At 71.0% G+C, this 16,312-nt stretch carries 22 protein-coding genes and 1 pseudogene; 13 read left to right on the plus strand and 10 right to left on the minus strand.

The window, feature by feature from the left end; all coding sequences use genetic code 11:
* The 3 genes and pseudogenes from ABH926_RS33425 to ABH926_RS33435 all read right to left on the minus strand — a co-directional run.
* Positions 1-326: pseudogene (locus ABH926_RS33425) on the minus strand (hypothetical protein); the annotation flags it as partial.
* A 271-nt stretch (positions 327-597) separates the two neighbouring features.
* The gene (locus ABH926_RS33430; RefSeq protein WP_370369933.1) at positions 598-1,011 is read right to left on the minus strand and encodes a (2Fe-2S) ferredoxin domain-containing protein; all 414 of its coding nucleotides are present in this window, start codon (positions 1,009-1,011) and stop codon (positions 598-600) included.
* Positions 1,008-3,071 (minus strand): heavy metal translocating P-type ATPase, encoded by a 2,064-nt coding sequence (locus tag ABH926_RS33435; protein WP_370369934.1) that lies wholly within the window; start codon positions 3,069-3,071, stop codon positions 1,008-1,010. The genes ABH926_RS33430 and ABH926_RS33435 overlap by 4 nt, the downstream gene beginning before the upstream one ends.
* Positions 3,072-3,176: 105 nt before the next feature.
* On the opposite strand from ABH926_RS33435, the gene ABH926_RS33440 reads away from it, so the two are divergent.
* Positions 3,177-3,530, plus strand: a complete 354-nt coding sequence (locus ABH926_RS33440) for an ArsR/SmtB family transcription factor (protein WP_370369935.1) — start codon at positions 3,177-3,179, stop codon at positions 3,528-3,530.
* A gap of 8 nt (positions 3,531-3,538) precedes the next feature.
* Here ABH926_RS33440 and ABH926_RS33445 read toward each other — a convergent pair whose 3' ends face one another.
* Positions 3,539-3,775, minus strand: coding sequence for a DUF3105 domain-containing protein (locus ABH926_RS33445; protein WP_370369936.1), 237 nt, complete (start codon positions 3,773-3,775; stop codon positions 3,539-3,541).
* A gap of 43 nt (positions 3,776-3,818) precedes the next feature.
* On the opposite strand from ABH926_RS33445, the gene ABH926_RS33450 reads away from it, so the two are divergent.
* On the plus strand, positions 3,819-4,091 hold the full coding sequence (locus ABH926_RS33450) for a hypothetical protein (RefSeq protein WP_370369937.1): 273 nt from the start codon (positions 3,819-3,821) through the stop codon (positions 4,089-4,091).
* Between the two features lie 168 nt (positions 4,092-4,259).
* On the opposite strand, the gene ABH926_RS33455 is transcribed toward ABH926_RS33450, so the two are convergent.
* Positions 4,260-4,646, minus strand: a complete 387-nt coding sequence (locus tag ABH926_RS33455) for an ArsR/SmtB family transcription factor (protein WP_370369939.1) — start codon at positions 4,644-4,646, stop codon at positions 4,260-4,262.
* Positions 4,647-4,723: 77 nt separating this feature from the next.
* On the opposite strand from ABH926_RS33455, the gene ABH926_RS33460 reads away from it, so the two are divergent.
* From ABH926_RS33460 to ABH926_RS33505, 10 genes are all read left to right on the plus strand, one after another.
* On the plus strand, positions 4,724-4,888 hold the full coding sequence (locus tag ABH926_RS33460) for a hypothetical protein (RefSeq protein ID WP_370369940.1): 165 nt from the start codon (positions 4,724-4,726) through the stop codon (positions 4,886-4,888).
* A 33-nt stretch (positions 4,889-4,921) separates the two neighbouring features.
* The gene (locus ABH926_RS33465; protein WP_370369941.1) at positions 4,922-5,164 is read left to right on the plus strand and encodes a hypothetical protein; all 243 of its coding nucleotides are present in this window, start codon (positions 4,922-4,924) and stop codon (positions 5,162-5,164) included.
* A complete protein-coding gene (locus tag ABH926_RS33470; RefSeq protein ID WP_370369942.1) occupies positions 5,161-5,316 on the plus strand; it encodes a hypothetical protein in 156 nt (51 codons plus the stop codon). Before ABH926_RS33465 ends, ABH926_RS33470 begins: the two co-directional genes overlap by 4 nt.
* Entirely contained in the window at positions 5,313-6,755 is a 1,443-nt protein-coding gene (locus ABH926_RS33475) for an FAD-dependent oxidoreductase (protein WP_370369943.1), read from the plus strand. The genes ABH926_RS33470 and ABH926_RS33475 overlap by 4 nt, the downstream gene beginning before the upstream one ends.
* 74 nt (positions 6,756-6,829) lie before the next feature.
* A complete protein-coding gene (locus ABH926_RS33480) occupies positions 6,830-8,065 on the plus strand; it encodes an MFS transporter (protein WP_370369944.1) in 1,236 nt (411 codons plus the stop codon).
* Positions 8,066-8,121: 56 nt separating this feature from the next.
* Positions 8,122-8,493 (plus strand): ArsR/SmtB family transcription factor, encoded by a 372-nt coding sequence (locus ABH926_RS33485; protein WP_370369945.1) that lies wholly within the window; start codon positions 8,122-8,124, stop codon positions 8,491-8,493.
* Positions 8,490-9,200, plus strand: coding sequence for an aquaporin (locus ABH926_RS33490; protein ID WP_370369946.1), 711 nt, complete (start codon positions 8,490-8,492; stop codon positions 9,198-9,200). Before ABH926_RS33485 ends, ABH926_RS33490 begins: the two co-directional genes overlap by 4 nt.
* On the plus strand, positions 9,200-9,610 hold the full coding sequence (locus ABH926_RS33495; protein WP_370369948.1) for an arsenate reductase ArsC: 411 nt from the start codon (positions 9,200-9,202) through the stop codon (positions 9,608-9,610). The genes ABH926_RS33490 and ABH926_RS33495 overlap by 1 nt, the downstream gene beginning before the upstream one ends.
* 323 nt (positions 9,611-9,933) lie before the next feature.
* Positions 9,934-10,383, plus strand: coding sequence for a hypothetical protein (locus ABH926_RS33500; protein ID WP_370369949.1), 450 nt, complete (start codon positions 9,934-9,936; stop codon positions 10,381-10,383).
* A 59-nt stretch (positions 10,384-10,442) separates the two neighbouring features.
* Positions 10,443-10,652 (plus strand): hypothetical protein, encoded by a 210-nt coding sequence (locus ABH926_RS33505; RefSeq protein WP_370369950.1) that lies wholly within the window; start codon positions 10,443-10,445, stop codon positions 10,650-10,652.
* Here ABH926_RS33505 and ABH926_RS33510 read toward each other — a convergent pair.
* On the minus strand, positions 10,649-11,317 hold the full coding sequence (locus ABH926_RS33510; RefSeq protein ID WP_370369951.1) for a Type 1 glutamine amidotransferase-like domain-containing protein: 669 nt from the start codon (positions 11,315-11,317) through the stop codon (positions 10,649-10,651). The two genes, ABH926_RS33505 and ABH926_RS33510, sit on opposite strands and share 4 nt — an antisense overlap.
* A gap of 57 nt (positions 11,318-11,374) precedes the next feature.
* On the opposite strand from ABH926_RS33510, the gene ABH926_RS33515 reads away from it, so the two are divergent.
* The gene (locus tag ABH926_RS33515; protein WP_370369952.1) at positions 11,375-12,028 is read left to right on the plus strand and encodes a phosphotransferase; all 654 of its coding nucleotides are present in this window, start codon (positions 11,375-11,377) and stop codon (positions 12,026-12,028) included.
* Between the two features lie 20 nt (positions 12,029-12,048).
* Here ABH926_RS33515 and ABH926_RS33520 read toward each other — a convergent pair whose 3' ends face one another.
* From ABH926_RS33520 to ABH926_RS33535, 4 genes are read right to left on the minus strand one after another with little or no spacing between them, the layout of a single operon-like run.
* Positions 12,049-12,942, minus strand: coding sequence for an oxygenase MpaB family protein (locus tag ABH926_RS33520; protein ID WP_370369953.1), 894 nt, complete (start codon positions 12,940-12,942; stop codon positions 12,049-12,051).
* Positions 12,943-12,961: 19 nt separating this feature from the next.
* Positions 12,962-13,561 (minus strand): TetR/AcrR family transcriptional regulator, encoded by a 600-nt coding sequence (locus ABH926_RS33525; RefSeq protein WP_370369954.1) that lies wholly within the window; start codon positions 13,559-13,561, stop codon positions 12,962-12,964.
* Between the two features lie 12 nt (positions 13,562-13,573).
* Entirely contained in the window at positions 13,574-14,692 is a 1,119-nt protein-coding gene (locus ABH926_RS33530) for a hypothetical protein (protein ID WP_370369955.1), read from the minus strand.
* A gap of 16 nt (positions 14,693-14,708) precedes the next feature.
* On the minus strand, positions 14,709-16,199 hold the full coding sequence (locus tag ABH926_RS33535; protein ID WP_370369956.1) for an FAD-dependent oxidoreductase: 1,491 nt from the start codon (positions 16,197-16,199) through the stop codon (positions 14,709-14,711).
* Between the last annotated feature and the right edge of the window lie 113 nt (positions 16,200-16,312).

Below are 16,312 nucleotides of genomic sequence, written 5' to 3' on the forward strand. Positions count from 1 at the left end.
GACTTGCCGCCGTCCTGAACGCCGATGCCGTCGATGCCGCCGCCGTAGGACAGCGTCTCCGGACCGGTCGTCGCCTGCGGCGAAGCGTGGGTCGCCGACCACGACTTCATCTTCTGGTTCTGCTGGATCGTGGGGACGGCGCCGTGACGGTACGGGTGGCCGTACTGCGGCGAGTAGGGGTTGGCCACAGCGGCGGTGTGAGCCGGTGCGGACGGCGTGGCCATGGCGGCCGCGGAGCCGGCGACGCCGAGCGCGGCGCACGCTGTGACGGCGAACGCGATGCGCGCGGTTTTGCGGCGCAGGGCATCCCTTGTGGGGTGGGACACTGCGGTGTCTCCTTGATCTCGGTTGGTGCACGGCGATAAGGGTGGCGCGGTGGTGCCGAAATCAGGGCACGCGTCATCGGCCATGCGGGGTCGCTGATGCCCGATGCGCGCGCCCGGTCTGAAGCGGGTGCGCTTTGTGCCCTGGGTGATGAAGCGGATGCGCTTTGGTCACCTGGCGGGGAAAACTAAGCGAATCTGCGGATCTCGTCAACAGGTATCGCAGAACCTTGACTGGGTGCGATGTCGTACCTATTATCCGGCGTCGCCGGGCTCAGCCGGCGTCGAGCCCTGATTCGCTGCGGACCCGGCGCGAGGGGCTGAACTCGTACAACGCCAGGATCGGCGGCATGCCGGCCACGCCCGGCCCGCCGGCGTCGATCCAGGCCGCGATGTCGGCCATGGCGTCGGTGTCGTGGACCAGGCCCAGCCAGACCGGGCGGGCGCCGGCGGCGCGGCCGGCCGACGAGGGTGAGACCACGACGACGTTCGAGCGTTCGCACACGTCCAGGCAGTCCGATATTCGCACCTGCCCGGAGGGGACGGCTGCGCGGATCGTCGCCAGTTGCGCGGCGTGATCGACTCCCGGCGTCTTGTCCGGCCGGCCGCAGCAGCAGCCGCGGCAGACGGTGACGGTGGCAGGGCGCTGCCGTGCCTCGGCGCCGCGCTTGTTCTTCGCAGGGCTCATGCGGCGGCGCCTGACTCGGACCCGGAGCTGGCTCCGGCCCCGGTCGTCATCGCCCTGCGCCACACACTCTTGCGCAGCAGTCTCAGTCCATTGAGACCGACGATCACCGTCGAGCCCTCGTGACCCAGGACGCCCAACGGCAGCGGCAGGGTTCCGGCCAGGTCCCAGGCGACCAGTCCGGCGATGATGACGGAGGCGATCGCCAGATTCGCCACCACCACGCGGCGGGCGCGGCGGGACAGCGCGATCGCGGCCGGGACGGTCGCCAGATCGTCGCGCATGACGACCGCGTCGGCGGTGTCCAGGGCCAGGTCGGATCCGGCGCGTCCCATGGCGACCCCGGTGTGCGCGGCGGCCAGGGCCGGGGCGTCGTTGACGCCGTCGCCGACCAGCAGCACGTGCTGCCCGGCGGACTCCCACTCGTGGACCGCGGCCACCTTGTCCTGCGGCAGCAGGTTCGCCCGGACGTCGCTGATGCCGACCTCGGCCGCCAGCCGGTGCGCGGCGGCGGCGTTGTCGCCGGTCAGCAGGATCGGGGTGGCGCCAGTCAGGGTCCTGATGCCGGCGACCGTCCGTGCGGCGGCCGGGCGGACGCGGTCGGCGATGCCCAGCACCGCCACTGGGGCGGTGTCGATGCGGACGATCGCCGCGGTCTGGCCGGACTCCTGAATCGCCGCTACGGCGGCGGAAACGGCCGCGGTGCGCACTCCGCTCGCGTCGGGGGAGTGGCCGAGCAGATGGCTCGGGCTCCCGACTTCCACCCGGCGGCCGTCAATCAGGGCGCTGACACCTCGTCCCGGCGTCGCGGAGAAGTCAGCCGCATGCGGCAGTTCCAACCCGGCCTCCCGGGCGGCGGCCACGACCGCGCGTGCCAGCGGATGCTCGGAGGGGTTCTCGGCGGCGGCGGCCAGCATCAGGATCCGCTTCTCGTCGAACGCGCCCTCGTTCAGGCCCGCGGCGCCCTCGTCCAGGACCGCGATCTCGGCCAGGCGCGGCCGGCCCTCGGTGAGCGTGCCGGTCTTGTCGAAGGCGACCCGGGTGGTGGCGCCGAACTGCTCCATCACCACGGCCGACTTCACCAGCACGCCGTGCCGGCCGGCGTTGGCCATGGCGGCCAGCAGCGGCGGCATCGTGGCCAGCACCACCGCGCACGGCGAGGCGACGATCATGAACGTCATCGCGCGCAGCAGGCTGGCCTGGAACGCCGCGCCGGCCAGCAGCGGGATCGCGAACAGCAGCACGGTCGCGGCGACCATGCCGAGCGAGTAGCGCTGCTCGACCTTCTCGATGAACAGCTGCGTCCGAGCCTTGGTGGCCGAGGCTTCCTGGACCATCGCCACGATCCGTGCCACGACGGTGTCCGCCGCGACCCGGTCGACCCGGACCGTCAGCGCCCCGGTGCCGTTCAGGGTCCCAGCGAAGACCTCGTCGCCGGCGGTCTTGGCCACCGGCAGCGGCTCGCCGGTGATCGTGGCCTGGTCGACGTCGGAGGCGCCGCCGATCACCTGGCCGTCGGCGGCGATCCGGGCACCGGGCCGGACCAGGATCCGGTCGCCGACGGCCAGGGCGACGGCGTCGACGAGTTCTTCGGCGCCGTCGGCGGCGATCCGGGTCGCCTGCTCCGGGGCCAGGTCCAACAGCCCGCGCACGGCCTGTTCGGTGCGGTGTGTCGCCACCGCCTCCAAAGCACCGGACGTGGCGAAGATGACGATCAGCAGCGCGCCGTCCAGAACCTGTCCGATCGCCGCCGCGCCGATGGCCGCGACCACCATCAGCAGGTCGACGTCCAGCGTCTTCTCGCGCAGCGCCTGAAGCCCGGCCCACCCCGGCTCCCACCCGCCGGTCGCGTACACCGCCGCGTAGAGCGGGGCCCAGACCCATGCCGGCGCCCCGGTCAGCTGAAGCGGCAGCGCGACCAGGAACAGCAGCAGCGCCGCCGAGGCCCATCGCACCTCGGGCAGCGCGAAGACCGGAAGCACGAGCCGGCGTGGCGCCCGGCCGGGCTCCGGTGCGGAACCGGTCGCGACCTGCTCGGGTGCGGTGGTGAGGAGAGAAGACATCAGCGGCGAGCCCTTGATCCCAGGTGTTCAGGACGGTCCAACGGCGCCACTCTACAGGAACACTTGAAGAATGATTCATATGTTCCCCAGGGGTAGACTGCGACCATGGGTCATGGAGCGCCTCCCGCCGAAGCCGTGCCGCGCGTCCGCCTGGACGCCGTCAGCGCCGCACGCGTTGCGACCACGCTCCAGGCGCTGGCGACCCCGTCGCGCCTGCTGATCCTGGCGCGCCTGCGCGAAGGCCCGCTCGCCGCGACCGCCATCGCCGCCGAGGTCGGCATGGAGCAGTCGGCGTGCTCGCACCAGCTGCGGCTGCTGCGCAACCTCGGCCTGGTGACCGCCGAGCGCCACGGCAAGTCGATGATCTACGCACTCTACGACAACCACGTCGCAGAGCTGCTCGACCAGGCCATATACCACGCCGACCACTTGCGGATGGGGATGAGCGATCCGGCGTGACTGTCGATTCAGCCGTCGGGCGTGCCCACGCCGCCTGAGCACGGGGCGCCCGGTTCGGGAGTCTGAGGGCCGGCGGCGTAGGCCTTGATGAACTTCGCGATCCGGGCATCAGAGGCCGAATTCACCATGAGCTGCTTGCCCCATGCGGTCACCGTGATCGGGGAGGCCTCGGTGGGATAGGGGGACAGCAGCGTGTGCGATTCACGGCCGGCCGCGTGCTGTCTGCCGGGCCGCGGGCATCGCACCGTGCTGACATCGGCGGCGTTGAGTGCCGATGAACTGGCCGCCGTGATCGCCCACGAGCGGGCCCACGTTCACGGACGTCACCATCTCGCCATCGCGTTCGCCGATGCGATGGAGGCGGCGTTTCCGCGCATCGCCTTGTTCTCTGTCGGCAGGACCCAGACCGCACGGCTGGTCGAGTTGGCGGCCGATGACGCCGCATGTGCCAGCACCGACAAGTTCACCCTGGCGGTGCGCTGCTGTCGGTGGCAGGGCCGGGCGCTCCGGCGGTCGCACTGGCTGCCGGCGGTGACGTCGCCGACCGGGTGCGGCGCCTGATCGGCGGACGGGCGCCGCTTTCCCGGGCGGGAGTCTTGTTGGGCGCGGCCGCTGTGTTGGCAATAGTGGCCACTCCGTTGGTCGTGGCTACAGAGCCGGCCTTCGCCGTGGCCGGCATGAACTACTGTCCGTTGCCTCCGCCCGCGATGGCGATGCACTGACGTCGGCTCAGGCGGTCGCGGTCGCGGTCGCGGGTTCGGCGGTGACGAGCAGCCCGGCCAGGGCGGACATCTTCTCCCGCACGGCGCTGTAGTAGACCCAGGTCCCGCGTCGCGCGCCTTCGATCAGGCCGGCTTCGCGCAGCACCTTCAGGTGGTGGCTGATGGTGGGGCCGGAGACGTCGAAGCCGACGTTCAGGTCGCAAACACAGGTCTCGCCCTCCGGCGCGGAGGCGATCTGGGACAGCAACTGAAGGCGGATCGGGTCGCCGAGGGCCTTGAACGCGGGCGCGAGGGCTATCGCGTCGGCGGTGGAGATCGAGTGGTCCGCCAGCGGCTCGCAGCACGGGGCCGCGGCCTCGGGCGTCAGCAGCGGCAGCTCCTTCTGTTTCGACATGTTTCTAGATTGACAGATCTCAAAACAAGGAGCAAGCTGAGCCCTACTTCGAAAAACTTCGAGACAAGGGGCACCTCATGTTCCGCCGCATCTCCACCAGCACCATCACCTCCAGCAAGACCGGCCGCGACCTCGGCGTGAAGTTCTGCGACGGCTACGGCATCTCCACCCGCACCGAGCGCTCCGCGCGCCGCCTGGAGGCGGCCCGGACCACGGCCGGCACCGTCATCCCGCGCGTCTGAACAGGCCGAACCAACCACGTGAGGGGCATGGATATGAGCGGGCAGACCACTGGAGCACCCAGCCCGGCGCAGGGCACCGGCTGTTGCGGCAGCCCTGCGGCCGACACCGACACCGACACCGCCACCGCCACCGACACCGACACCGGCAGCGGTTCCCGGGCCGCGGCTGGCGGGCCGTGTTGCGGTAGCGCCGCCGAGGCCGAGGCTGAGGACGCCTGCTGCGGCGCGCAGGCCAAGGCTGAGGCCGTCGCGTCGGGATCGAGTTGCTGCGGATGAAGGACATCGCCGCGACACTCGACAACGGCGCCCGCGCGGTGGTGACCGACGCTCTGACCGAACTCGACTCGGCCAGCGTGACGGATCGCAACCGTCGAACACCTCGCATCACCGACCACGAACACATGAACACATCTGGAGTAGCGACATGAGCGGGTCGTTGGCCGGACTTCCGGTCGTCGTCATCGGCGCGGGTCCGGTGGGCCTGGCCGCCGCCGCGCACTTGGCCGAGCGCGACGTCGACTTCCTGGTCCTGGAAGCCGGCGATGCGGTCGGTGCCGCGATCCGGCAGTGGGGCCACGTGCGGCTGTTCAGCCCGTGGCGTTACGACATCGACGCCGCCGCGCGGATCCTGCTGGAGAAAGCCGGCTGGACCGCGCCGGACGAGGACGGCGCTCCGGCCGGCGCCGAGCTGGTCGAGCAGTACCTCGTGCCGCTGGCCGGCACGCCGCAGATCGCGCCCCACCTGCGCCTCGGCCACCGGGTGGTGGCGATCAGTCGGGTCGGTGTGGACCGCGTCCGCTCCCGCAGCCGCGAGTTCGCCCCGTTCCTGGTTCGCGTCGAGGTCGACGGCCAGAGCACTGATCTGCACGCCCGCGCCGTCATCGATGCCACCGGTACCTGGGGCACCCCGAACGTCCTGGGCGCCTCGGGCTTGCCAGCGCGCGGCGAGATCGACGCCGCAGCCTTCATCGACCACGCGCTGCCGGACGTCCTCGGCGCCGCCCGCGACACCTACGCCGGCAAGCACACGCTGGTCGTCGGCGCCGGGCACTCGGCCGCGAACACCCTGCTGTCGCTGGCCGATCTCGCCGAGCAGGAACCCGGCACGCGCGTTTCGTGGGCGATTCGCACCGGCTCGGCCGCCCGCAGCTACGGCGGCGGCGAGGACGATGCGCTTCCGGCGCGCGGTGCCTTGGGCAGCCGGCTGAAGAAGCTCGTGGCCGAGGGGCGGATCGAGTTGGTGAACCAGTTCTCGGCTCACGCCATCAGGGTCCTGAGCAACGGCAGCGGCGCTGGCAACGGCGACGGTAGCGGCGACGGCGGCGTCGAGGTGGAGAGCTTTGACAGCCGTGGCGTGAAGAAGATCGTCACAGTCGACCGGATCGTCGGCGCGACGGGCTTCCGTCCCGATCACTCGATCGCCTCCGAGCTTCGCCTGGACCTGGACCCGATCCTGGGCTCCACCCGCGCGCTGGCCCCGTTGATCGACCCGAACGAGCACTCCTGCGGCACCGTCCCGCCGCACGGCGTGGACGAGGTGGCGCACCCCGAGCCGGACTTCTACGCCATCGGCATGAAGTCCTACGGCCGCGCCCCGACGTTCCTGCTCGCCACCGGCTACGAGCAGGCACGCTCGGTGGTCGCCGCGCTGGACGGGGACTGGGATGCCGCCCGTGACGTGCGGCTGGAGCTGCCCGCGACCGGCGTGTGCAGCACCACGCTGCCGGGTGACGAGGGCGAGGCCGCAGGCTGCTGCGGTACCTCCGAGCCGGTCAAGGTCGGCCTGGCCACCGGCATCTCCGGCGGGTTGCTGGCCGAGCCGCTGACGATCGTCGGCACCAGCGGCGGGTCGGGGTGTTGCAGCTGAGCCAGGACACGGTTCCGGCCGGCCCGAGCAGGTCCGGCCGGAACCTTCGCCCGCGGATCCCCGGGATGCCCGGGATGCCTGACTACCCGTGGCGCCTGGTCGGGCTGCTCGCCATCACCCAGACCGTCGGCTATGGCGTGCTGTTCTACTCCTTCTCCGTCTTCCTCGCCCCGACCGCGACGGCCCTGCACACCAGCACCACCACCGTGACCGGCGCCATGACCGCCTCGCTGCTGGCCGCCGCGGTGGCCGCGGTGCCGGTCGGCCGCTGGCTGGACCGCCACGGTGGCAGAGCCCTGATGGCCCTCGGATCGTCGGCGGCGACTCTGCTCGCGGTGTTCTGGTCGCGCGTGGAGAGCGTCGCAGAGCTCTACATTGTGTGGATCGCGCTCGGCGTCGTCTGCGCCGGTGTGCTCTACGAGGCCGCGTTCCCGGTCGTCGTGTCCTGGTTCGACGCCGCCCACCGGGCGCGGGCCCTGCTCTCGGTCACCGTCGTCGCCGGCTTCGCCTCCACCATCTTCCTGCCGCTGGCCGGGTGGCTGAACCAGACGTACGGCTGGCGCGACGCGATCGCCGTCCTCGCGCTCGGGCACGGCGTCCTCACCATCCCGCTGCACCTGCTCGTCCGCAGACCCCCGGCGCGCGCGGCGACATCGGCCGACCCGGCACCGCCTCGCGCCGAGATCATCCGCCACGCGACCCACGACCCGGTCTTCTGGCTCCTCGGCGCCGCTTTCATCGCCCAGACCTGCGCCGTCTCCGCCATCTCGGTCCTGCTGGTGAGCATGCTCCGCAGCCTCGGCCACAGTCCCGGCTTCGCCGCCACCACCGCGGGCCTGCTCGGCGTGCTGTCCGTGACCGGCCGTCTGGCCACCACCGCGGCCGGACGGCGCTGGACCATCGGCGCGGTCACGGCTGCGGCCTTCGCCGTCCAGGCCGCCGGCGCGCTCCTGCTGCCGGTCATCGGCGGTACCACCGTGGGCGCGATCGGCTGCGTGTTGGCCTTCGGCATCGGCTTCGGGGTGTCCACCATCGCCCGGCCCGCGCTGCTCGCCGAGCGCTACGGCACCACCGCCTTCGCCACCCTCGCCGCCGCGTGGGGAGCCCCGCTCACCTTTGCCAAAGCCGTCGCCCCGCTCGGCGCCGTCGCCTTGTGGCACGTCGCCGGCCTCGCCACGGCGCTCGACGCGGCTGCCGCGTGCTGTCTGCTCGGGGCCGTCGGCCTGGCGGTCGGTGACCAGTTGACCCGGACTCAGGCGCGGGCGCGGGCCCGGGCTCGGGCTCAGCGGCCGGCCGAGACAAGCGCCTAGCGTGACCTTCGCACCTCCGTTTGCCTGCATCTATCGACGGCTGTAAATATAGACGTATGTCGAAGAAGCTGCTGCCACTGATCGAGGGCGAGGGCGAGGGCGACGCCTGCGCGACCGCGCTGGTCGCCGAGCCGCTGACCGAGGTGGAAGCCGCCGGGCTCGCCGCGGTGTTCAAGGCGCTGGCCGACCCGGTGCGGCTGCGGCTGTTCTCCCTGGTCGCCTCGCACGCCGGCGGTGAGGCCTGCGTCTGCGACCTGGCCGCGTCCTTCGACGTCACGCAGCCCACCATCAGCCACCACCTGAAGGTGCTGCGCGAGGCCGGGCTGCTGGACTCCGAGCGCCGTGGAACGTGGATCTACTACCGGGCCCGCCCCGAGGCGCTGGCGCAGTTGTCGACGCTGCTCGCCCCTGGAGCGGTGTCGGCGTGAATCAGCTGCTGGCCCGGCGTGCCTTCGCCGAATTGCTCGGCACGGGGCTGTTAGTCGCTGTCGTGGTCGGCTCCGGGATCATGGCCGCGCGGCTGTCGCCGAACGACGTCGGCTTGGAGCTGCTGGAGAACTCCACCGCCACCGCGCTCGGACTCAGTGTGCTGATTCTGATACTCGGGCCGGTCTCCGGAGCCCACTTCAACCCGGTCGTCACCCTTGGCGACTTCATCCTGGGGCGGCGGACCGGGACCGGCGTGGACGCCAAGACCGTCGCCGCCTACATCCCGGCGCAGATCGTCGGCGGTATCGGCGGCACGATTCTGGCGAACCTCATGTTCGCGCTGCCCGCGGTCACCGCCTCCACCCACACCCGCAGCTCCGGGCACCTGTGGCTGGGGGAGACGGTCGCCACCGCCGGGCTGATCCTGCTGATCTTCTCCCTGGTCCGTACCGGCCGTGGCGCCCTCGCGGCACCCGCGGTCGGCGCCTACATCGGCGCGGCGTACTGGTCCACGTCCTCCACCTCGTTCGCCAACCCCGCCGTCACCATCGCGCGGGCCTTCACCGACACCTTCGCCGGGATCGCTCCCGGTTCGGTCGGCGGGTTCGTCGCCTTCCAGGTGATCGGCGCCGCCGTCGGCGTGGGGCTGGTGGTGGTGTTGTATCCGCACGCTGAGAAACTCGACCCGATTGAAAGGGCGTCCTGATGTCCGACAAGCCTTCCGTGCTCTTCGTGTGCATCCACAACGCAGGCCGCTCCCAAATGGCGGCCGGCTTCCTCACCCACTACGCGGGCGACCGCATCACCGTCGGCTCCGCCGGCTCCGCCCCGGCCGGCTCGGTCAACCCCGCGGTCCTGGAAGCCATGAACGAAGTGGGCATCGACCTGTCCGCCGAGACCCCCAAGGTCCTCACCGACGAGGCCGCCCTGGCCTCCGACGTCATCATCACCATGGGCTGCGGCGACACCTGCCCGGTCTACCCCGGCAAGCGCTACCTCGACTGGCCGCTGCCGGACCCGGCCGGCCAGGGGGTCGAAGCCGTCCGGCCGATCCGCGACGAGATCGAGAGGCTCATCAAGGGGCTGATCGACGAGATTTCCCCCGAGACGGCCTGAACCCCCACGGGTAGAGAAAGTCAGGGTACCTATATCAGGGCTTAGATTTAATTGACGCGCCCCTCCGGCGTCTCTAAGTTGGCTACTTGGCGAGATGATTCGATCACTCGCAGCGGTCGCGAGTGTCGGCGGCGGGGTCGGGTTGATGGGGGATCCGGCCGTCACCGGGTGGCCGGGAGATCGGTGATGCCTGGGAGGTCTTCAGCGGCCGTGTCAGAAGCCTGCAACCGCAGTTCGACGGCTTGTGCACCCGATGTCTCGGCCTACTCCAGGGGATCGAGAACGACGGCGGGTTGCCCGAGGCCGACGCCAGACAGCTGATCATGAATCCCGATCAGCTGTCTGGCACCCTCATGGCCGTCGCGGCGCACAGCTCGCTGGGATCCGACCGGCTGAGTGCCGCGGCCGACAAGATCCGCACCCCCGTCATCGACGCGGCCAGCCTCCGACGCGGCCAGTTGGAGACCTTGACGTCGCTCACCGATGAGGAACGCCGGAACTACTACTTCCTCTTCCAGGTCTTCGCCCGGGAGTTCATGGTCCCGCGGCTGCGGACTGGCACCGCCGAGGAACGCGCGGCCTTGTTCGACACCGTCGAACAAGGCCTGGCCGACGGCGACGTGCTCATCGATGACGCCGTCGACAACGAGATCATCGACGAACTCGTCTACGTCGGCCACACCCTGAGGGACGATCCCGTCGACCTCACCGGTGCCGGCCCCCTCACCACAGAACGCATCGACCGGACCCGCAACTGGCGGCCCGGCACGTGAGCACACGTGAGCGCACGTGAGCACACACGGATCCCATCGAGACACCGGGACGGAGACCCATGCGTCCAGTACCGGACAGCGGCGACCTGGGCCTTGACCTGGACGGCCTCGACCGCTTCGCCAGCGCGTTGGACAACCTCGCCGGCCAGTGGGACGGAACCGACAACCAGATCGGCGACGCCGACTGGCTCGCCGGTGACGCTGACATCCTCGACGCCCTCAGCGCCTTCACACGATCCTGGGCCAGCGCAATGCCCATCGCCTACTAGCGCTCGAACAACCTCCAGTGCCCCTCCGAGACCACCTCGACAACACCCTCCACCACCTTGATGGCCGTCTCGTCGTCGAGGGCGTACCCCGGAACCGGTATGCGTGCGGCCCACTTCTCCGCGTCGGCCATGGTGTTCTCCGGGCACATCGGGTTGTCCAGGTGCGGGAAGATCGAAAAGCCGACCATGCCCAGCGCGCCGTCGCCTCCGGCGGCCAGTTTCCAGCCCACGAACTCCTCGCCGACGTGCGGGGCCATCACCATGCTGCCGGCGCTCAGGCCCACGTAGACCGTGTCGTCCAACGACGGGAACAGGTCCGCCAGGCCGGACTCCCGCATCCAGTGGTGCAGGTACAGGACGTCGCCGCCGCACACCAGTAGGGCATCGGTCTCGCGGACCAGGGGGACCCAGTTGTCCCGGTCGATGCTGGGCAGGGCGGTCAGCTCCAGCATGCCCACCGACTTCCAGCCCAGCTCGACCATGGGGGTGGGGCTCTGCCCGGCGATCTGCCGCCACGTCATGACCGCCGTCCCGGGCAGCATGCCGTACATCGCGGTGGGGATGCACAGGGCGGTGGACTCGGCGATGGGTTTGCCCAGCATGTCGGTCAGGGCGTCGCGGATGCTCTGGTTGCTGACGCCGCCGGAGGTGAGGAGAAGCTTCATCGCGCCTTCCTTGTCCATGGCAGGGGATTCAATCACGGCGCACTGACTCGAACGAGCATGCGAATCGGGGACGCCCCACTGGGCTCCGCGCGCCTCGCCGAGCACGGGAATCTGCACTACGTCGTGCTCTTTCCCGGGGTGGCCGCCGTGCGCATCAGCAGGCGTCCCAGTTCCGCCGCCGAGTTGCCGCGGCGGACCGAGATCCTGCGGGGCGTCGAGGCGGCGGGGCTGCCGTTCGCCGTGCCGGTGCCGCTGACGGCGGTGACCCCGTTCGGGGAACGTGTGGCCGTCGCGGTTTCGTGGGCCGACATCCTGGGCGACGAGGTCATTCCGCGCCTGCCGCCGAAGTGGCGGGACGGGGTCCGGCGGCGGCTGGACGCGCTGCTGGCGCTCGACGACGTGCCGGCCGGGCTCGTGCACGGCGACCTCGGCGGGGGCGACATCCACTTCGGCCGGGACGGCAAGCTGGTCGGCGTCCTGGACTGGGACGTGGCGATCCTGTCCGACCCGGCCATCGACGCGGCGCTCGCTGCGACCTGGCAGGGCTGGGACGTGCTGCGTGCGGCGACGGACGAGCAGACCTGTCGGCGCGCCTGGGCCTGGAACGACGCCATCGAGGCCGGGCACCTCCACGCGGTGTTCGCGAACAAGTCGTTGGAGAGCGTTGACGGGTTCGTGAGCTCGATCGTGGCGTGGTTCGAAAGCCGGTAGGACGCCCGAGGCCCGACGCCCTAACCCCGAGCTGCCGGCGGCTCCATCGCCCACCGGATCAGGCTCGTCAGCGCCCGGCCGGCCGGCTGCACCCCCGCGCGCTCGGCGAGCGGCAGGTACGGCAGGTGCAGCGGCTTGCGTGCCCACCGGGGCAACAGCGCGACGGCGTTGGCGGCCAGCACGGCGTATGGCGGCCGGGCCGCCCAGGGCAGCGGCGGGTCCGCCAGCAGGAAGCGCGCCGCTTCGCGGGCCTGCGTGGTCGCCCTGAGCTCGGGCCGGTAGGCGCGGAGCCGGTCGACGAGTTCCGCCCGGGTGGTCGGCGGGTCGAGGACGCCGAGTGCGGTGGCCACGAAGGCGGCGTCGGCGATGTAGCCGTCGGCCTGCGCGGGACTCAGCGGCCGGCGGCCGTAGCGCTGGTAGGCGCGCAGGAAGCTGTCGACTTCGGCGACGTGGACCCAGCCGAGCAGGTGCGGGTCCGAGGCGTGGTACGGCTGCCCGTCGACGGTGCCGCGGACGCGCTCGTGCACCGCGCGGACTGTGTCCACTGCGTGCTGCGCGTCCTCGGCGGTGCCGAAGGTGGTGAAGGCCAGGAAGGTGCTGGTCCGTTGCAGGCGGCCCCACGGATCGCTCCGGTAGCCGGAGTGTCCGGCGACGGCGGCCATGGCCAGCGGGTGCAGGGACTGCAACAGCAGGGCGCGCAGGCCGCCGATGAACATGGACGCGTCGCCGTGGACGATGCGGATCGGCCGGTCGGGGGCGAACCAGCGGGGCCCGGGCGTGTCGTGGATGCGTTTGCGGGCGGCCGGGCCGCCGGGACCGGCCACCCGGCCGAACAGCTCGGCCCGCAGCCGGTGTCGGACGGCTTCGGCGCCCGGGAGGTTCGGGAGGCTCGGGAGGTTCGACCCCGTCAGCATCTCTTCATCGTAACTTCGGTCAGCCCAGGGCGGGGGCCAGCCAGCGGTCGAGGAAGGCGCGGAGCTGGGCCTCGTCCCGCGGCGGGGTGCCGGGGTGCTGGAGCAGCGAGGTGAGCAGGCGCATGATCATCTCGGCGAGGCCGGGCAGGTCGGCGTCGGAGATGCCCGCGGCGGCCCAGTCGACGGGGAACCGCCGCAGCATCCGCGCGCCGTAGGCGATGGTGGTCGCGGTGGTGGCGCCGCGGCCGAAGGCGTCGGAGTCGCCGAGGTGCAGCGACAGGCTCACGCGGGGCTCGGCCGGGATGGTCCGGAGGCAGAAGAGCATGCCCTCGACCACGGCCTCGGCCGGATCGGTGAGTTCCCGGTCCCGCAGGTGGGCCAGGAGCTGGTCCACGAACGCGTCGGCGCCCTGGGCCGCGACCTCGCCGACGATGTCGCCGATGCCCGTGAAGTGGCGGTAGACGGTCTGGCGGGTGACCCCCAGCTCGGTCGCGACGTCGGACAGGGTGGTCTTGGCGACGCCGTACCTGTCGACGCAGCGGGCGGTCGCATCGACGATGCGTTGCCGGGCTTCGGCCTCCGTGGCCGGAGGGCGGCCGGCCCAACCGTGGTGCGCCATGGGATCAGGATATTAGCGGCGTGAGGCGGAGGTGCGACGTGCGGCAGTGGTGCGATGTGCTGCGAGGATGATGCCGGCCGCCGCCACCGCGCACAGCGTGGAGTACCACAGGCTGCCGATCGGCGTCCCCTGCTTGGTCACGCCGTGGGACGAAGCCAGGTAAGCGGGCGATGCGATGAGCCACAGGGCTATCAGCACACCGAGGTAGAACGGGGGATAGGCGCGGGCGAACAGGGGTGCGGGTGCGGGTGTTGGCGCGGGGCCGGTGCGGGGCGCTTGCCAGGTGTCTATCAGCAGACCGAGGCCGATGATCCAGACGGCGGCGAGTTCGACCCCGATGATCGCTCGCTGGACGCCGAGGTGCCCGCCGCCCTGGAACAAGCCCGCGGGCGCGCCCGCGACGACCATCGCCAGTGGCGCGAGGGCTCCGGCGACGACGGATCGCCAGGTGATGCCGGGACCGGTTTTGCTTCCGGTTCCGGTCAGGCGGATGACGAGGTACACCAGCGCGGCGAAGGAGACGGAGGCGAACAGGAACATGCTGTTCATCGGCACCGAAGCCAGCGCGGGCTGGTTGACCTTGGTATCGCCGGGGTTCCAGGCCCACCACCGCAACTGCGGGCCGAGCTGGTCGAAGATCTCGTAGAAGACCTGGCACACGAACGCGACGGCCAGCGCGCCGGCGACCGTGCCGCGCCGTGCGAACACGTCCAGGGCCCGCACCAGTTCGTACGCGAGCTGGGACAGCGCGGGATAGAAGGCCACGATGTAGAGCGGCAGCCGGTCGTACATCAACTGCACGGTGAAGACGTTGTGGGAGAAGATGAAACCGACCTGCTTGTCGAGGCCGAACCAGCCCGGGAAGTACAACGGCGGCTCGATGACCGCCAGGTAGGCGACCGAGGCGAACCACAGCGTGAGGTTGACCGGGTCGCCGTCGTGCCGCCACCGCCGCCATGCATGAACCAGGGCGAACACCGCGCCGCCGATGATGAGCAGTTCCAGGATCGGCATGGTGCCGTTGCTCAAGTGGAACGGGTCGCGGAACGTCACCACCGGATCGGCGTGACGGCAGGAGAATCCGAGGCCCTCGGCGATGTGCTCGGCAGTCGGATCGCAGGTCTGGTCCACCGCGGGGTCCCCATCCTCAGACGTCGATGAAGCGGGCGTAGTCGGTGTAGTCGGTGTAGTCCGTAGCGGGCGGATCCTGCCGGGCGTCGAACCCGCTGGGTATGACAGTGCGGCCGAGCCGTTGCCGCAGCTTGTACCGGATGACGCCGAACCAGAAGCGCGGGTCGGCGGCCAGCTGCCGCAGGGACGTGTCGATGTTGAAGACCTGCGCGAACGTGCGCTCGACGTAGGGGTCCTCGCGGCCGGCGGCGTTGATGGCGTTGAAGACGGGCCAGCTCAGGCGGGCCGTCAGCCGCCGGCGCCAGCGCGGGGCGACCTCCGTCCCGGTGGCGAACTCGTACGCCTGGTCGCGGGCCATCGCGAGCATCCAGGGCACGGCCAGGGACTTCTTCTGCCGGTTCAGGAACTCGCGGAAGAACGCCGCATCGCAGACCCCGTGCTCGTCCAGCATGGCGCCGAGGATCAACGCCGAGCGGGCCGCCGAGCTCATGCCCTGGGCGTAGAAGGGATTGAACGCGCAGATCGAGTCGCCGACGCAGACCAGGCCGACCGGCGGCCGGTCGAGCAGGTCGTAGCGGCGCCAGGTGTTGCCGGTCGACCGGGTCAGATGCACCGGGGACACCGGCGTGCAGGCCCGGGCCGCCAGGCCGAAGGCCGTGGCCCGCACCCGGTTCGCGGCGGTCTCGAAGGCCTCGGCGTCACGCGGCATGGGGATGCCCCACGACCCCATGCAGACGATGGCGCGCTCGCCCTCGATCGGGAAGAAGTTGCTGAGGAACTCGTGCTCCACGGGGTGGCTGCCCGCGTCCTGGGTCGGGGCGATGATCAGGTGCTTCCACCACCACGCCGCCGGCCGTTCGGTGGCCGGCGGCAGGGTGTACCAGCGCGAGGTGTAGGTGACCCTGGCGTCGAGGGTCTTCTGTGGGGGTGCGGTCCAGCCCGCCGCGCTGAGCCAGTCGGCGCTCGAGGATCCGCGGCCCAGCGCGTCGACGAAGAGGTCGGCGGGCAGGTGGGCGTCCCGGCCGTCGGCGGTGCGGTACTCGACCCCTGTGACGCGCCCGCCGGCGGTCCCGGCGCCGGTGGAGCGCAGTCCGGTGACCGTCACGCCTTCCCGCAGTTCGATACCCGGCAGCTCGCGGACCTTCTCGCGCAGGACCCGCTCGATCAGCACCCGGGAGCTGTAGACCATGGTCATCGAGCCGCTTTTGCGCGGCGCCCAGCCGGTGTCCTCGCAGTACGCCGCGTCCATCGAGGGCATCAACAGCATCCCGCCCGCGGCGATCAGGGCGTCCTCGAACCCCGGGAAGATCTCCCCGATGGCCCGCCGGCCGGAGTTCAGCAGGAAATGAGGGTGCTTGCTCTGGGGTACGCCCCGCCGATGCTCCGCACCGGGCGGCAACAGGTCCCGTTCGAGGACGATCACCTTCTCGAAGTGCCGGGCGAGGACCCCGGCCGCACACAGCCCCGCCACGCTGCCGCCCAGCACGATCGCGGTGTCTCTGCCCATTTCGCCACTCCAATCATACAAACAGTGAGTGAATGTATGACCGAACGCTGAAGAGGTCAAGGCTCATCTGAATACCCCCGGGGGTACCTTTGACGTACCCCCGGGGGTATGCC

It is taken from the genome of Catenulispora sp. GP43, assembly GCF_041260665.1.
Classification (GTDB): Bacteria; Actinomycetota; Actinomycetes; order Streptomycetales; family Catenulisporaceae; genus Catenulispora.

Coding starts and splice junctions, on each gene's coding strand:
- ABH926_RS33430 (WP_370369933.1), bottom strand. CDS start 1,011: ATGAGCCCTGCGAAGAACAAGCGCGGCGCCGAGGCACGGCAGCGCCCT.
- ABH926_RS33435 (WP_370369934.1), bottom strand. CDS start 3,071: ATGTCTTCTCTCCTCACCACCGCACCCGAGCAGGTCGCGACCGGTTCC.
- ABH926_RS33440 (WP_370369935.1), top strand. CDS start 3,177: ATGGGTCATGGAGCGCCTCCCGCCGAAGCCGTGCCGCGCGTCCGCCTG.
- ABH926_RS33455 (WP_370369939.1), bottom strand. CDS start 4,646: ATGTCGAAACAGAAGGAGCTGCCGCTGCTGACGCCCGAGGCCGCGGCC.
- ABH926_RS33460 (WP_370369940.1), top strand. CDS start 4,724: ATGTTCCGCCGCATCTCCACCAGCACCATCACCTCCAGCAAGACCGGC.
- ABH926_RS33465 (WP_370369941.1), top strand. CDS start 4,922: ATGAGCGGGCAGACCACTGGAGCACCCAGCCCGGCGCAGGGCACCGGC.
- ABH926_RS33470 (WP_370369942.1), top strand. CDS start 5,161: ATGAAGGACATCGCCGCGACACTCGACAACGGCGCCCGCGCGGTGGTG.
- ABH926_RS33475 (WP_370369943.1), top strand. CDS start 5,313: ATGAGCGGGTCGTTGGCCGGACTTCCGGTCGTCGTCATCGGCGCGGGT.
- ABH926_RS33480 (WP_370369944.1), top strand. CDS start 6,830: ATGCCTGACTACCCGTGGCGCCTGGTCGGGCTGCTCGCCATCACCCAG.
- ABH926_RS33485 (WP_370369945.1), top strand. CDS start 8,122: ATGTCGAAGAAGCTGCTGCCACTGATCGAGGGCGAGGGCGAGGGCGAC.
- ABH926_RS33495 (WP_370369948.1), top strand. CDS start 9,200: ATGTCCGACAAGCCTTCCGTGCTCTTCGTGTGCATCCACAACGCAGGC.
- ABH926_RS33500 (WP_370369949.1), top strand. CDS start 9,934: ATGAATCCCGATCAGCTGTCTGGCACCCTCATGGCCGTCGCGGCGCAC.
- ABH926_RS33505 (WP_370369950.1), top strand. CDS start 10,443: ATGCGTCCAGTACCGGACAGCGGCGACCTGGGCCTTGACCTGGACGGC.
- ABH926_RS33510 (WP_370369951.1), bottom strand. CDS start 11,317: ATGAAGCTTCTCCTCACCTCCGGCGGCGTCAGCAACCAGAGCATCCGC.
- ABH926_RS33515 (WP_370369952.1), top strand. CDS start 11,375: ATGCGAATCGGGGACGCCCCACTGGGCTCCGCGCGCCTCGCCGAGCAC.
- ABH926_RS33520 (WP_370369953.1), bottom strand. CDS start 12,942: ATGCTGACGGGGTCGAACCTCCCGAGCCTCCCGAACCTCCCGGGCGCC.
- ABH926_RS33525 (WP_370369954.1), bottom strand. CDS start 13,561: ATGGCGCACCACGGTTGGGCCGGCCGCCCTCCGGCCACGGAGGCCGAA.
- ABH926_RS33535 (WP_370369956.1), bottom strand. CDS start 16,199: ATGGGCAGAGACACCGCGATCGTGCTGGGCGGCAGCGTGGCGGGGCTG.